General features: G+C 58.8%; 12 protein-coding genes. 9 read left to right on the top strand and 3 right to left on the bottom strand.

Annotation, left to right across the window (positions count from 1 at the left end; genetic code table 11):
- Positions 1 to 226 precede the first annotated feature (226 nt).
- From ACESLM_RS20740 to ACESLM_RS20770, 7 genes are all read left to right on the top strand, one after another.
- Positions 227 to 2,512, top strand: a complete 2,286-nt coding sequence (locus ACESLM_RS20740; protein ID WP_372633745.1) for an AraC family transcriptional regulator — start codon at positions 227 to 229, stop codon at positions 2,510 to 2,512.
- 248 nt (positions 2,513 to 2,760) lie between these two features.
- On the top strand, positions 2,761 to 3,789 hold the full coding sequence (locus ACESLM_RS20745) for an ABC transporter permease (RefSeq protein WP_372633748.1): 1,029 nt from the start codon (positions 2,761 to 2,763) through the stop codon (positions 3,787 to 3,789).
- Between the two features lie 19 nt (positions 3,790 to 3,808).
- A complete protein-coding gene (locus tag ACESLM_RS20750) occupies positions 3,809 to 4,717 on the top strand; it encodes a carbohydrate ABC transporter permease (RefSeq protein WP_372633750.1) in 909 nt (302 codons plus the stop codon).
- Positions 4,718 to 4,825: 108 nt separating this feature from the next.
- The gene (locus ACESLM_RS20755) at positions 4,826 to 6,502 is read left to right on the top strand and encodes an extracellular solute-binding protein (protein WP_372633753.1); all 1,677 of its coding nucleotides are present in this window, start codon (positions 4,826 to 4,828) and stop codon (positions 6,500 to 6,502) included.
- A 113-nt stretch (positions 6,503 to 6,615) separates the two neighbouring features.
- The gene (locus ACESLM_RS20760) at positions 6,616 to 7,758 is read left to right on the top strand and encodes an SGNH/GDSL hydrolase family protein (RefSeq protein WP_372633755.1); all 1,143 of its coding nucleotides are present in this window, start codon (positions 6,616 to 6,618) and stop codon (positions 7,756 to 7,758) included.
- A 253-nt stretch (positions 7,759 to 8,011) separates the two neighbouring features.
- Positions 8,012 to 9,007, top strand: coding sequence for a Gfo/Idh/MocA family protein (locus ACESLM_RS20765; RefSeq protein ID WP_372633758.1), 996 nt, complete (start codon positions 8,012 to 8,014; stop codon positions 9,005 to 9,007).
- On the top strand, positions 9,004 to 9,873 hold the full coding sequence (locus ACESLM_RS20770) for a sugar phosphate isomerase/epimerase family protein (RefSeq protein WP_372633760.1): 870 nt from the start codon (positions 9,004 to 9,006) through the stop codon (positions 9,871 to 9,873). Before ACESLM_RS20765 ends, ACESLM_RS20770 begins: the two co-directional genes overlap by 4 nt.
- Before the next feature lie 396 nt (positions 9,874 to 10,269).
- On the opposite strand, the gene ACESLM_RS20775 is transcribed toward ACESLM_RS20770, so the two are convergent.
- The 3 genes from ACESLM_RS20775 to ACESLM_RS20785 all read right to left on the bottom strand — a co-directional run bounded on the left by ACESLM_RS20775 (position 10,270) and on the right by ACESLM_RS20785 (position 12,462).
- Positions 10,270 to 11,124: a formylglycine-generating enzyme family protein gene (locus ACESLM_RS20775; protein ID WP_483862605.1), complete on the bottom strand. Its 855-nt coding sequence runs from the start codon at positions 11,122 to 11,124 to the stop codon at positions 10,270 to 10,272.
- Positions 11,125 to 11,289: 165 nt separating this feature from the next.
- Positions 11,290 to 11,829, bottom strand: a complete 540-nt coding sequence (locus ACESLM_RS20780) for a chromate transporter (RefSeq protein ID WP_372633766.1) — start codon at positions 11,827 to 11,829, stop codon at positions 11,290 to 11,292.
- Between the two features lie 24 nt (positions 11,830 to 11,853).
- Complete coding sequence (locus tag ACESLM_RS20785; RefSeq protein WP_372633768.1) at positions 11,854 to 12,462, bottom strand: chromate transporter; 609 nt, start codon at positions 12,460 to 12,462, stop codon at positions 11,854 to 11,856.
- A 234-nt stretch (positions 12,463 to 12,696) separates the two neighbouring features.
- Here ACESLM_RS20785 and ACESLM_RS20790 point away from each other — a divergent pair, with 234 nt between their 5' ends.
- The gene (locus ACESLM_RS20790; protein ID WP_372633770.1) at positions 12,697 to 13,899 is read left to right on the top strand and encodes an ROK family transcriptional regulator; all 1,203 of its coding nucleotides are present in this window, start codon (positions 12,697 to 12,699) and stop codon (positions 13,897 to 13,899) included.
- Between the two features lie 96 nt (positions 13,900 to 13,995).
- Positions 13,996 to 14,952 (top strand): alpha/beta fold hydrolase, encoded by a 957-nt coding sequence (locus ACESLM_RS20795; protein WP_372633773.1) that lies wholly within the window; start codon positions 13,996 to 13,998, stop codon positions 14,950 to 14,952.
- Positions 14,953 to 14,963 lie beyond the last annotated feature (11 nt).

Genomic DNA, 14,963 nt, shown 5'->3' on the forward strand with positions numbered 1-14,963 from the left:
GATTCAAATGGCATGGTATCTCTCCGTTCAAGGCATCTAACAAGAGTATACCATAGCCACAAAAATAGTTTCATTATTTGTGGAACGTTATACTAGAGAGATAAATTCCGTTAATCAGGCAACGCCGGAGATCGAGCGGCTCAGGCGTTGCCTTGCCGTTTCCGCCGACGACTCGCCAATCGGCGCCGGTTCGTTGTGGCAGCGCTCTCATCGCGGGGGGGTCTTCATGATTGGTTATTCGAAAGTGTTCAGAAGATTTTTGTTTTCGTACCTGTTGATATTAATTATTCCCAGTCTGGCCGGGTTCATGTCCTACCGAACGTCCATCTCCGTCACGGAGTCGATTTCCATAGAGAACAGCGTGACGCAGCTGCAGAAGAGCAAGGAACTGCTTGAACGCAGAATAGCCGAGGTGGAAGGCTTCACTAGACAGATCGCCATCCAGGCCGATCTGAACGTGCTGATGACCGATCCTTTGTCGGAGGAGAAACAGAACGTATACGGCATCTGGAAAATGACCCGGGATTTGACGACGTACGGCCAGACGAACGATTTTTTGCGTCATTTTTTCATCTATCTCCGCAATTACGACGTCGTGCTGACGCCGGGATCCGCCTTTTTCCGGCCCGAGCATTATTATGAGAGCTACAGCTACGAGGATATGTCCGTCTCCGAATGGGAAAGCGTCGTATTGAACAAGACGCACTTCAGGGAGATGATGCCGCTTCGTCCGTTCGTCACTCCGGTTTCCCGGACGTCGGTCGTCACCTATATGCAGTCGCTGCCGCTGGACAGCTTCGGAGAATCTTCTCCGGCCGTCGTAGTCGTCATCATCGACGAGAAGGTGATCGCCGAGATGCTGTCGGGAATCACGAATCAGAACGGCAGTTGGGTTCATATCCTCGACGCGAACGGCAATACGATCAGCCGCCAAGGGAACAGCGATTCGATGGCGGAGGCGCTTGCCTCCGATCCGCGGTTCGACGGGAGCCGGACGAGCCAGTTTTACGAGGACGAACTGGTCGTGACGATCCGTTCGTCCACGAACGGCTGGGTGTACCATGCCGGCATACCGAAGAAAGCGCTGATGGAGAACGCCAACAAGATCAAGCGCATTTCCTTGTCCGTCACCGGAGGAGCCGTGCTCGTCGGCCTGCTCGTCGGCCTGGCGCTCGCCTACCGGAACAGCGCTCCGATTCATCGTCTGCTGACGGCGCTGGGCCAGGAGACGACCGCCGACAGCAACGTCTACGATTTCTTGCACGGCAACATCTCCGAGATGATTCTGAGCAACAAGCAGCTTGAATCGGAGCTGAAGCGGCAGCAGCCGATCGTCCGGGACGCGTTCTACAAGCGCCTGATCGCCGGAGAGTTCCAATCCCGCGAGGAGATTATCGCCGCGGCCGTTCAATCCAACGCCGGCCTGGGCGGCAACGCCGGCTTCGCCGCGATCGTGCAGATCAACGGCTACTCCGGCATGGACAACGTCGAGGTGCTGAACGAGCTGCAAGCCGCGCGCCTCGTGCTGAAGCAATCGTTGCAAGAGCTGGCCGGCACCGTCCCGACGACGGACCTGGGCGCCGACAAGCTGGTCGTGCTGTTCGTCAACGAGGAGACGGACAGCGGCTCCTACGTCCAGGAGCAGGTTGACGCGATGCTGAATCAATTGGCCGAATCGTTGTTCAAGGAATACAAGATTTCGGCGAAGGCGGCCGTCAGCGCCCGGTTCGGATCGGTGTCGGACATCAGCCACGCTTACGAGCAGGCGAAGCAGACGCTGGAGAACGCCGCCCCGTTCGGGGCGAAGCCCGTATACTGGTACGGGGAAACGGCGCTAAGCAGCGAGACGTACTATTATCCGCTCGACGTGGAGATGCGCCTGATCGGCACGATCCGGGCCGGCGAAAGCCGGGAAGCGCGGCGTCTGATCGACAGAATCGTCGAGCAGAACGCCGAAGCCCGCGAGCTCTCGGCGGAGATGCGGCAGCAGCTCTCCCTGGAGATGAAGGGGACGCTGCTCAAGCTGCTGGACCAGAAGACGTTCGCCGAATCGGAAGCGATCGAGCCGGTGAGAAACCGCATCGTCGCGATTCAGCCGACGGAAGCCGTCGATCAGCTGCGCGACGAGTTCGTGGAAGTGATGGAGGCGCTGTGCGGCATGGTCGCCAGCAAGAAGAACGATCAGCACGTCCGCATCGTCGAGCAGCTCAAGCAACTGATCGAGCAGCATTACAGCCAATCGGAAATGAGCCTGTACAGTCTCGCCGAACAGGTGGGGAGACCGGAGAAATACATTTCGCAAGTGTTCAAGGAAGTGGTGGGGGACAATCTGTCCGATTACATCGAACGGGTGCGGATGGATCGCGCCGAGCGGCTGCTGAAGGAGCCCGGGCATACGATCGACGAAATCGCTGCGCTTGTCGGCTACAATAGCTCCCATTCGTTCCGCAGGGCGTTCAAGCGCGTAACCGGGGTGTCCCCGAGCGCGTACCGCAGCGCCCAGGACGATTGACGGAAATTTGTCCCCTCCGATAGAGTATCGTACTCGCATAGAGCCGTTTCGCCAGAGCCGAGGGCATCCGCCCGGGCCTTGCGGGACGGCTCTTTCGACGTGCCCGCAAGCGTACGGCCGCCGATCGGCCTTACCGTGAATGCGCTTGCGAAAATCGGCCCAGGTACGGAAAAGTGGCCCCCGCAAATCGGGAGAACGGGACGCAAAACGACTCAATTGTACCTACACAACCGGCTCCGGAATGCACTATGATCAAGCCACGAAAGCGCTCGCAACATAACGGCGTCTTACAGGGAGGGATCGTTCTGCAATCGACCACGGTTTCGGAAGCAACGACAATAAAGCGCATTCACGCGAAGCGGAGAGGATTCCGGGAACGAGCGCTCAAGAGCTTCAAAGCCCACTGGCAGCTGTACTTGCTCGTATTGCCGCCGCTGCTGTTCTTTTTGATTTTCAAGTACTACCCGATGGCGAACGCGGTGCTCGCGTTCAAGGATTTTAACGTCGTGAAGGGGATCTGGGCGAGTCCTTGGGTCGGAATGAAGCATTTCGACGCGTTTTTCGAAAATCCGATTTTTTGGACGCTGCTTCAAAATACGCTGCTGCTCAGCCTGTTCCTGCTGCTGGCGGGATTCCCCATACCGATTCTGCTCGCGCTGATGCTTAACGAGGTGCGCAGCGCCCGGTTCAAGAAGTTCGTGCAGCTCGTCACGTTCGCGCCTTATTTTATTTCGACGGTCGTCATGGTCTCCATTATTATGCTGTTCCTGGCGCCGAGACTCGGCTTCGCGAACGTCGCTCTCCAGTATTTCGGCTTGGAGCCGATCAATTTTCTGGGCGAGCCGGGCATGTTCCGCTCGATCTACGTCATCTCGGATATTTGGCAGACGGCCGGATACGCCGCGGTCATTTACTTGGCGGCGCTCGCGGGCATCGATCCGACGCTGTACGAAGCGGCCAAGGTGGACGGAGCCTCGCGGCTGCAGAAGATCGTTCACGTCGATCTGCCCGGCATACTGCCGACGATTACGATCATTCTCATTCTGAACGTCGGCAACGTCATGTCTCTGGGCTTCGAGAAAATTTATTTGCTGCAAAATTCGCTGAACTTGCCGTCTTCGGAAGTTATCGCCACTTACGTCTACAGCATCGGACTGCTGAACGCGAATTACAGCTTCGCGACCGCGGTCGGACTGTTCAATTCGGTGATCAACCTGGTTTTGCTGGTCACGGTCAACGCTTTGGCCAAACGCCTGTCGAACACGAGCATCTGGTGAGAAAAGGAGAGAGATTCATATGGCCATTTCTACGGCGGCGCCCCGGCGCCGAATCCGGGAGTCGGCCGGCGACCGGCTGTTTATGTTCGCGATTTACGCGATTTTAGGACTTGTGCTTATCGCCGTCTTGTACCCGCTTATCTATATCGTCAGCAGCTCGATCAGCAGCCCTGCGGCCGTAACGTCGGGGAAGGTATGGCTGTGGCCGGTCGACGTGTCGTTCAGAGGCTTTCAGACGATTTTCAAAACCCCGCAAATTATGACCGGGTACGCCAACTCGCTGTTCTACATGTCGGCGGGAACGGTGATCAGCGTGACGCTTACGATCATGCTGGCCTATCCGCTGTCGCGCAAAACGTTTTTCGGACGCAGCGGCATTCTGATGCTCGTCACGTTCACGATGCTGTTCAGCGGAGGGCTGATCCCGACTTATCTGGTCGTCAAGGAGATGGGGCTGATCGACTCCCGCTGGGCGCTGCTCATTCCGAACGCGATCTGGGTGTGGCAGGTCATTATCGCCCGCTCGTTCTTCCAGTCGACGATTCCGGAAGAGCTGGTCGAAGCGAGCGAGATCGACGGCTGCAGCGACTGGCGGTTTCTGTGGAGCGTCGTTCTCCCGCTGTCCAAGCCGATCGTCGCCGTGCTCGTGCTCATGTACGCCGTCGGCCAGTGGAACGCGTATTTCGACGCGTTGATCTATTTGAAGTCCGACAAGCTGTATCCGCTGCAGCTCGTGCTCCGCAGCATTATCATCCAGAACAACAGCGCGGGCGTCATGGACCCGAGCATTCAAGTGCAGCGGGCGGAGATGGCGGAGTTGCTCAAATATTCGCTGATCGTCGTCGCGACGCTGCCGGTCTTGATCATCTATCCGTTCGTTCAAAGGTATTTCGTGCAAGGGATGCTCGTCGGTTCGGTCAAAGGCTGATTCGCGATCCGGAAATCCGTAAAGGCGGTGAGGACGATGTAGGCGGTGAAACGGAAGGTCCAGCTTGGTATACTAATAACTCGAACATGCAAAGGGGAGCTACATCGAATGAAAAAAGCGACTTGGAGTTTACTGTCCGTCCTGCTCGTTCTGAGCCTTGCGCTCGCGGCTTGCTCAAGCAACAATTCCGGCTCGAACGCGTCTCCTTCCCAAGGGGAATCCGCTTCCGGTTCGCCGGCGGAAAGCTCGTCCAAGCCGGTGGAAATCCGGGTGTTCGCCGTCCAGGAGCAGGGCATCGACCTGGCGACCAACAAATACACGCAGCACGTCGAGGAGAAGTTCAACATCAAGTTCAAATTCGAGACGATTCCTTCCGACGGAGCCAAGGAGAAGCGCCAAATCTCGCTGGCGAGCGGGGATTACCCGGACGCCTACATTTTGACCCACTATATCGACCAGTTCTCGCAATCCGATCTGCTGAAGTTCGGTCAGCAAGGCGTCATTGTGCCGCTGAACGACCTGATCGATCAATACGCGCCTAATGTCAAGGCGGCGTTCGAGAGCAACGCCGATTTGAAGCTGCTCAACACCGCGCCGGACGGCAACATTTACGGCCTGGGGGCCTATACGCAATGTTTCCACTGCTCTTATCCGAACAAAATGTGGATCAATACCAAATGGCTCGAAGCGCTGAGTCTGCCAATGCCGACGACGCCGGAGGAATTCAAGAACGTGCTGAAGGCGTTCAAGACGCAGGACCCGAATCAAAACGGCAAAGCCGACGAAGTGGCCCTCAGCGGCTCCACGGAAGAGTTCGGCGTACGCGTGCTGCCGTTCCTGATGAACCCGTTCGTCTACAACGACGACCGCAACTATTTGAACTTCTCGAACGGCAAGGTCGAATCCGCCGCGATCAAGCCGGAATGGAAGGATGGGCTGGCTTACGTCAAGTCGCTGTACGATGAAGGGCTGATCGATCCGGGCGCGTTCACGCAGAACGCCGAAGCGTTCAAGAAGATCGGGGAGAACGCGGACGCGGAAATTCTCGGCGCGGGAGCAGGCATGCACCCGGCGATCTTCCTCAACCTGGACGGCGCGCGCGCGGCCGACTACAATCCGGTACCTCCTCTGCAAGGGCCGAACGTCTCGTTCGCAACGCACGACAACGGCGGCGTCTCGCCGGGCGCCAAGTTCGTCATCACGAACAAGGCGAGCGAAGAAGCGAAGATCGCGCTGATCAAGCTAGCCGACTACATGTACACGCCGGAAGGACAGACGAACGGCGCCAACGGCATGAAGGGCATCGATTGGGAAGATCCGGCGCCGGGCGACAAGGCGCTCGGGGAGAACGTGGAGCCTAAAGTCAAGCCGATTCCTGGCAAGCAAGGGGAACCGCCGCGGAACGCGGGCTGGAGCGGCATGGGCCACTTCTATATGCCGAAAGACTATCGCGACAGTTGGGTTCAAGGCACGGACATCTACGATCCGGCCAACTACGAACGCCGCCTGTACGAGGCGACGTTGAAATACGAAGGCCGCGAGCCGCAGGAACTGTTCCCGATCTGGTCGCTGTGGGTCGATCCGGCCACCTTGGACGAGTCGAGCATGCTGCAGACGAACATCCGCAACTACATCGAGCAGAATGCGCTGCAATTCGTGACCGGCAACAAGGATTTGGACAAGGATTGGGACAGCTACGTCAAAGGTCTTGAGAACCTGAAGCTGGGCCGTTATCTGGAAATTCTTCAATCGGCGTACGACGCGTCGGCGAAAGCGGGTTCCTAAGAAAACAACGGGGCCGTTCCAATAAACGTTCTGCGAACGGAAACGAAAGCGGGAGAGAAGCTTCGTCTCGTACCGGCAGCGAATGTGGAACGGGGAGAGGAGCGGACAGGAATATGACCGGGCCGCGGGAATTGCGTCTGCGAAGCGGGCTTCCGAATGTGCGAGACAAGGCGCGCCGAGGCGAGTCGATCGCCGCGGCCTTCCTTGGGGGTTCGATAACCGAGGGGGCCGGCGCTTCGGACGCCGAGGCGACGAGCTGGCGGGCTCGGACGGCCGAGTACTTGGCGGAGCGATTAGGAGAAGGGACGAGAAGCGTCAACGCGGGAGTCGGAGGCACGACGTCGGCGTTCGGCGCGCATCGGCTGGCTCTTCATGCGTTCGGCGAGGGGGACATCGATCTGCTGTTCGTCGAGTTCGCCGTTAACGACTGGGATTACGGGGCGAATGTCAGAGAGACGGCGCTTCGGAGCATGGAGGGCATCGTGCGGCAATGCCGCCGCCTGATGCCGCGTGCGGACATCGTATTCGTCTACGCGGCCTCGGATCGGAATATCGCGGAGGAGCTGCCGCTTACGATCGCCGTTCACGAGGAGGTCGCGTCGCGGTACGGCATTCCCTCGGTCAACCTGGCCTCCCGTATACGGATGCTGACGGAAGCGGGAGCGATCCGCTGGGAGGAGTTGGCGCCGGATCGGGTTCATCCGAACGACGAAGGGTACGCGCTGTATGCGTCGACGGTGCGGGAATGCCTGAATTTCGCACTGTCCGCCGATGAAGGGGCCGACGACGATGCGGCCGCGAACGAAGAACCGGTCGGGCTGCTGCCGGAGCCTCTCATCGACGGTCACTACGGGGAGGCGAAGCTGCTGGATATCGGCATCGCCGAATCGGACGACGGGTTCGCTACCTCGGACCGGGAGCCGGGAGCGCTGATGAACTGGCGCTATCCGATCCGCCATCTTCATGCCGACCGGGAGGGCGCGTCCCTGACGTTCCGGACGATCGGCAGGGGAGCCGGAGCAGTGCTGCTGTGCGGTCCGGATACGGGCATCGTCGAATATTCGGTCAACGGCGGCGAATTCCGGGAAGCGAATCCGTTCGACGACTGGTGCACGGTCGCTTACCGCCCCGTCATTCTGCTGTTTCCGGCGGAGAGGGAGCGGGGGGAGCTGCGCGTCGAGCTGAGGAATACGGCGAACAAAGACGGGAGAAGCGCCGGAACCGGCTTGCGTGTGCTCGGTTTTCTAAGCCATTAAGCCGGAACGGGGGAGTGAGGGGCAATGCCGCTTACAGATCACGGAGTATCGTGACCGGAGACGAGACCGCGCCGTCGAGGATCCGGGTCCGGATGCAGAGATTTCGTATTCGGAGGAACGGCGGAGTCTTTTTATCGGTTGTAGGTTCGGCGTGCAAACGTATACAGATGGCGCGTTTTTGGATACACATGGGCGGTGCGATCTGATACCCTGATCTTGTCTTATCCGAATCCAAATGGATGGAGGGCCAACTTTGGGCAGATTGCGTATCGGCATGATCGGCACGGGAGGAATCGCGGAATGGCACGGACGGCAGCTGTTGGAGCTGCCGGAGGCGGAGATCGTTGCGATCGCGGACACAAGCGAGCGCAGCAGGGACAGGTTTGTCGGAAAATTCGAGTTGCACGAAGCGGCGCAGTTCGAGGATTATCGCGAGATGCTGGAGAAGATCGAACTGGACGCCGTCGTCATCTGCTCGCCGCATACGCTGCACTATGAGCAGGCGACGGATGCGCTGAACAAAGGATTGCACACGCTGATCGAGAAGCCGATGACCTGCAGCTCCGCCGAAGCGGAGCAATTGATCGAGACGGCGAAGCGGTCGGGGAAAATTTTGCAGGTGTCGTATCAGCGGCATTTTCAACCGGAGTTTCTATATATTAAAGAGGCGATCGCGCGGGGCGAGATCGGCAAGCTGACGTCGGTGACGGCTTCTCTGTACCAGGAGTGGAGGCAGGGAACCCCCGGCAGTTGGAGGCAGGACCCGGCGCTGTCGGGCGGCGGCTTCCTGATGGATTCGGGGAGCCACATTATCGACGTGATGCTGTGGACGACCGGGCTGACGCCGATCGAGGTCAAGACGCAGCTGCACAAGCAGGGCTCCCCGGTCGAGATCGACACGTTTACCTCGATTCGTTTCGCGGAAGGCGCGGTAGGCGGGCTGAATTTGGTCGGCTATGCGCCGTGCTGGCATGAAACGTACGCCTTCTGCGGCGACGAGGGCGGCATTTTCTATGACAACGGCCGCATTACGCTGCGCCGTCTGCGGCAGGAACCGATCGTTCCGGAGCTTCCCGAGCAGACGACGAACCAGGACAAGAGCTTCGTCGACGCGATCCTCGGAAGGCGGGACGTGGCGGTTAGCGGCGAATTCGCCTACCGGGTCGTGAAGTTTTCGGAGATGGTATACGAAGCGGCGGGTTATTCCCCAATCGAAGACGCGCGCGCGGAAGGAGGAGTTCGGGCATGAAGCTTCCTATCGGAATGAGAATCCCTCCCCGAATCGGGAAGGAGGGCATCGAAGCGGTCGCCGCTTGGGCGGCTGAAGCCGGACTCGACGCGCTTGACGTGCCCGAGCTGACGACGGACGTCAAGTCGGCGTGCGACAAGGCCGGTCTCGCAATCGGTTCGGTGGACGCCCACGGTGTCGCGCAATTGCTGAGCCGGGACGAAGCGAGACGGGCGGACGCCGTCGTGTCGGTGAAGAAACAGATGGACGGAATGGCGGCTCTCGGGGGCAAAGTCATGTTCATGTGTCTCGTGCCCGAGGACGCGACGCTGCCTCGTGCCGACGGATTCGCGATCTGGCGGGAGACGTTCCCGGAGGTGGTCGGCCATGCCGAGCGTACGGGCGTCTACATCGCCATCGAGGGCTGGCCGGGACCGGCTCCGCATTATCCGACGCTCGGCTGTACGCCGGAGATGTGGCGAGCGATGTTCGAAGCGATTCCGTCGAAGCACTTCGGCTTGAACTACGATCCGTCTCATCTCGTTCGTCTCGGCATCGACTATTTGCGGGCGCTGTCCGAATTCGGGGAACGGATCAATCACTGCCACGGCAAAGATACGGAAATTTTGTACGACGAGCTGTACGAATGCGGAACGCTCACCGCGACGTTCGGAGCGAAATACGGCTTCTCGGAAGGCTCTTGGCGCTATACGATTCCCGGACACGGAGAAGTCGACTGGGGCAAGGTCGCCGTCCGTCTCGACCGGCTGGGCTACGAGGGCGCGATCGGCATCGAGCTGGAGGATCACCGCTATTGGGGAACGATCGAAGCCGAGCGCCAAGGAATCGTGAAGTCGGCGGAGCATCTGGCTCTATACTTCAGGTAGTTTGCTTTGGGACGGCAGTCTCGCAACGCCATGCAGACGAACGGCAGCGCAGGGGATTAACCCGGCGCTGCCGTTTTTTGTGGGCTTGGAGAGCGAGAGGAAGTACGAAATATTGAGAACCTTTCGCCAGAGCCTCGTCCGAGTACCGATGTGCGATTCTTTAGAACAACGCATTCCAATTGAGAGCTTTTTGGGAGACGATAACCGAATCTTTAGAACAACGCCCTCCGTTTGAGCGTTTTTCGGGAGACGATAACCGAATCTTTAGAACAACGCCTTCCATCAGAGCTGCATTCCTGAGGCGATAATCGAATCTTTAGAACAACGCGCTTTGCGAAGAACTTCAATGACATGTGTCCTTGTACGCGACAGCCTCAGTTTTTTTCTGCGGGAGATCTACTCCGAATAAGCGACCCGGAAGCCGGAGTTGCCGGTGGAGCTGTCCGGCGTATTGGAGCTTCTCGCGGCGACGCGGTACCGGTTGCAGTAGGAGCGGTGGCACAAGTACGAGCCTCCCCGCATCGATCGTTTGCCGGTAGGCTGGTCGAACCGCGGATTGACGTTCGGAGTCGCTCGGTGGTAGGTCGGCGAGAACCAGTCCGCGCACCATTCCCACACATTGCCCGCCATATTGTACAGCCCGTAACCGTTGGGCTTGTACGCATCGACGGGAGCCGTCCCCTCGTAGCCGTCGCTTGCGTTGTTTTTGACCGGGAATTTGCCCTGCCAGATGTTGCAGCGGTGTTCCCCGTTCGGCTTGAGCAGATCGCCCCACGGATACGTCTTCCGCTCCAGGCCGCCTCTGGCCGCATACTCCCACTCCGCTTCGGTCGGCAGGCGCTGGCCGGACCAGTTGCAGTAAGCTTCCGCATCGTGCCAGGATACGTGAACGACCGGGTGATCCATGCGGTCCCGAATGTCGGAGTCCTGTCCTTCCGGCTTCGCCCAGTAGGCACCGTTCACGATGTACCACCAGGGGGTCGCCTGCGGAACGTTGTCGACTTGGCGCTTCGTTTCTTCCGATACGAACAGATGGAAGACGTAAGACCAGCCGAACCGCTCGGCTTCCGTGACGTAACCGGTCTCTGCCACGAACCGCTCGAATTGCGCGTTCGTGACGGCGTGCGGAGAGATATAGAAGGGATCGACGCGCACAAGACGCTCCGGTCCCTCGCCGTCCGACGCGAATCCTTCCCGGGAATCGGTTCCCATGACGAATTCGCCTCCGGGCAGCTTCACCAATCCTTCGATCGGACTGCTTGAGCATTTTGTTGCGGACGGACGCGCGGAAGGTGACGGGTCGGGATGCGTCCCGGCAAGGCCATCTTTCCGGCGCGCCGCGCAGCAGGCTTTTACCACGGGTTGTTCCAAAGGTTTTGCTCCTCTCGTGCGTTCAAGCGCGAATGCCGTTGCCGCTTATCCGTATACCGCGATACCGACGAGACCGGACAGCAAGACGACGGAAAAGGGATGCTTGTGCAAATAGACCAAGGCGAACAAGGACCCGGCGAAAATCGCGATCTGGCTCCACGTCTGCCAGCCGAAGTCCATCGTGATGCCGGAATTTTGCGCGAACACGATCGCCGCATAGACGATCATGCCCGCGACGGTCGGGCGAAGTCCGAAGAAGGACGACTTGACCAGTTGGTTGTCGCGATAGCGCATAATGAGCTTGCCCGCGGCCAAAATTAAAGCGAGCGAGGGGAGGATCATCGCCGTTGAAGCGACGACCGCTCCGATCGGACCGGCTTGATGGTAGCCGACGGCCACCGCGATATTGGTCGCGATCGGGCCCGGCGACATTCCGGCGACGGCCACGATGTCCGCGAGTTGGACCGCGTCCATCCACTGGTGGCGGTTCAGCACTTCCTCCTGAATAAGCGGAATCATGGCATAGCCGCCTCCGAAGGACACAAGGCCGACCATAAAAAAAGTAAGAAACAGATCGATAAGCATAACCATTCCCCATTATCGTCGAGTTTAGATCATGTAGTCGTAGACGGGTTCTTTTTCCTCCAGCTTCGTTTTTCTGCCGAGCAGTGCTCTGATCTTCACGACGGCGATGCCCGCCAGCGCGCCGAACACGATGACCCAGACGGGGTGGACGAAGCTTCCGCCGAAGAGCAGCAGGCAGACGGCAACTGCCGCGAGCGCGCCCGTGGCGAAATCGACGACGGCGGTTTTGCCGATCTTGATGGCGGCAAAGACGATCATGGCGACAACGGTCGCGCGTATGGAAAGGAAGGCGGCTTCGATCTTCGGGTTGTCCTTCATCTGAACATACACCAGAGACAGGCCGATCATCAAGACGAACGTAGGGAGGAAAATGCCGAGCAGCGCCGACAGCGCCCCGCCGAAGCCGGCGATGCGATAGCCGATCAGCGTGGCCGAATTGACGGCGACCGCCCCGGGAACGGAACCGGACACCGCGACGATGTCGGCGACTTCTTCGCTTTGCAGCCATTTGCGCTTCTCCACGATTTCCTTTTCGATCACCGGAATGAGGGCGTAGCCTCCGCCGAACGTTAACGGTCCCATTCTCAGAAAGGTCGCGAACAGCGAGCCGATCAACTTCCAGTTGGCTTTCATAGGCGTTATCTCCTCTCCGCTTTTTCTAGTATAGCATCTTTATTTCATTTTGGAATAAAGTTTTGTTTAAAATGGACTATTATATCTTCTTATGAGAGGTATAGATTTAACTTAATTTCAATTTGGATTTTTGTGCAAAGGGAGATCCGGTTATCCAGTAGTCCCCGAGCCGGAAATCGGCTATAATGTTTAGTAGATTTCCAATGTGGTTACTTGGATAAGCGAGGAATCCCCATGAGCCTGCAACGAAACAATGGCATGCCGTCGTCGAAACGGCTGATCTATTCGCATATCGCGGAGCAAGGCACGGTGTCCAAGGCGGAATTGCTGGACCGTTCTTCGATGACCAGCAGCACCCTGACCCGTATGCTCGACGAGATGGTGTCCGAGAAGCTGATTCTGGCTTCGGGGTTCGGACCGTCGAGCGGCGGCAGGCGGCCGATCCTGTACGAGACGAATCCGGAGTACGGCTATTTCTTCGGGCTGGAGATTTCCCGGTTCTCCTCGACGCTCGGCTTCTATGACGTGCGCATGAACCCGATGTCGCTCACCCGCTGGCGCATGGACGAAGCGATGACGCCCGAACGCGTCGTCGAGCATGCCGCCGCCAATATGAAAGCCATTCTTAACGACCATAAAGTCGATCCCGAAAAAGTCGTCGGCGTTGGCATAGGCGCCGTAGGGCCGCTTGACAGAGAGCGGGGCGTCATCATGAAGCCGCGGTACTTCTCGTCTCCGGGCTGGGTGGACGTGCCGATCTGCCGAATGATCGAGGAGAAAACCGGATTCCCGGCGGAGCTGGAAAACGGCGCCAACGCGGCGCTCATGGGCGAGCAGTGGGCGATGCGCGGCTCCAAGCCGCAGCATATGCTGTATGTGCATGCCGGGGTCGGATTGCGTTCCGCGATGATGTCCTACGGACAGATCATACACGGATCGCTGGATATGGAGGGCGCGATCGGCCAGATGATCATCCAGACGGACGGACCGCGGCTGAACGAGGACGGCAACTTCGGCGCGCTCGAAGCGTACGCGTCCGTGCAGGCGCTGGAGCGGTTGGCGCAGTCCCGGGCGAAAATCAGCGGAGGAGAATGGCCGGAGAGGCTGCAGTCGTCCCCGGAACGGATCCGTTACGAGCTTCTTCTGCAGGAGCTGCGGCAGAACAATTCGCACGTCGAGGAGCTGTTCAGGCAGGCCGCTTCCTATTTGGGCATCGGGCTGGCCAACATGATCAACATGCTGCATCCGGAGACGATCGTGCTCGGGGGGACGCTGATCAACTCGTACGATCGGTTTTACGAGACCGCCATAAGTATTGCGCGCAAGAACGTATACTATTATCCGGAATATGAGCCGGTGTTCACCAAGGGCGAACTTCGGGAGGACGCCGTCGCGACCGGAGCCGCTCTGATGGTGTGGAAGAAGATGTCGATCTGAATTTTTTAAAGTTGAACTCCGGCGACATTGTGGTAACATGTGGAGGAACGGAAGCGCTTCATCATTTTTATTTTCTCCGAAAGGGATGTTCCATTCATGCCGTTAATCGACATGCCGCTCGAGAAGCTGAAACAGTATCAAGGGGTCAATCCGCGTCCGGCCGATTTCGACGCGTACTGGGAGAGAGCGCTTGCGGAGATGCGGGCGGTAGACCCGCAAGTCGAGCTCGTGCCGAGCGCCTTCCAGACGCCTTCCGCCGAATGCTTCGATCTATATTTCACCGGCGTTCGCGGCGCGCGCATCCATGCGAAATACGTACGTCCGCGCAACGTCGCCGAGCCGCATCCAGCGGTCGTGTTGTTCCACGGGTATACCGGCAATGCCGGGGACTGGTCGGACAAGCTGGCGTATGCTTCGCTCGGGTTTTCCGTGTTGGCGATGGACTGCCGCGGTCAAGGCGGCTCTTCGGAAGACGCTGGCGGGGTAAAGGGGACGACGCATCACGGGCATATTATTCGCGGGCTTGACGATCATGAGGACAACTTGCTGTTCCGGCATATTTTCCTCGACACGGCGCAGCTTGCCGGCATCGCGATCGGCTTGCCGGAAGTCGATCCCGAGCGAGTGTACGCGGCCGGCGGCTCGCAGGGCGGCGCGCTTACGATCGCTTGCGCGGCGCTGGAGCCGAGAGTGAAGAAGCTGGCCCCGGTATTTCCGTTCCTGTGCGATTACAAGCGGACTTGGGAGATGGACTTGGCGAAGGACGCGTACCAGGAGCTGCGGACTTTCTTCCGCCATTTCGATCCGCTGCACGAGCGCGAGGACGAGATTTTCACGAGGCTGGGCTACATCGACTTACAGTATTTGGCGAATCGGATTCGCGGAGAGGTGCTCATGTTCGTCGGGCTGATGGACACGATCTGCCCCCCGTCCACGCAATTCGCGGCCTATAACAAAATGACCGCGCCCAAGCAGCTCGTGATCTATCCGGACTTCGGCCACGAGCATCTGCCGGGTTCGACGGACAAGACGATTCAGTTTTTCCTTAAGTAACGGACGCCGGG

Origin of the sequence: Cohnella sp., assembly GCF_041641335.1 — a bacterium.
Taxonomy (GTDB): Bacteria; Bacillota; Bacilli; order Paenibacillales; family Paenibacillaceae; genus Cohnella.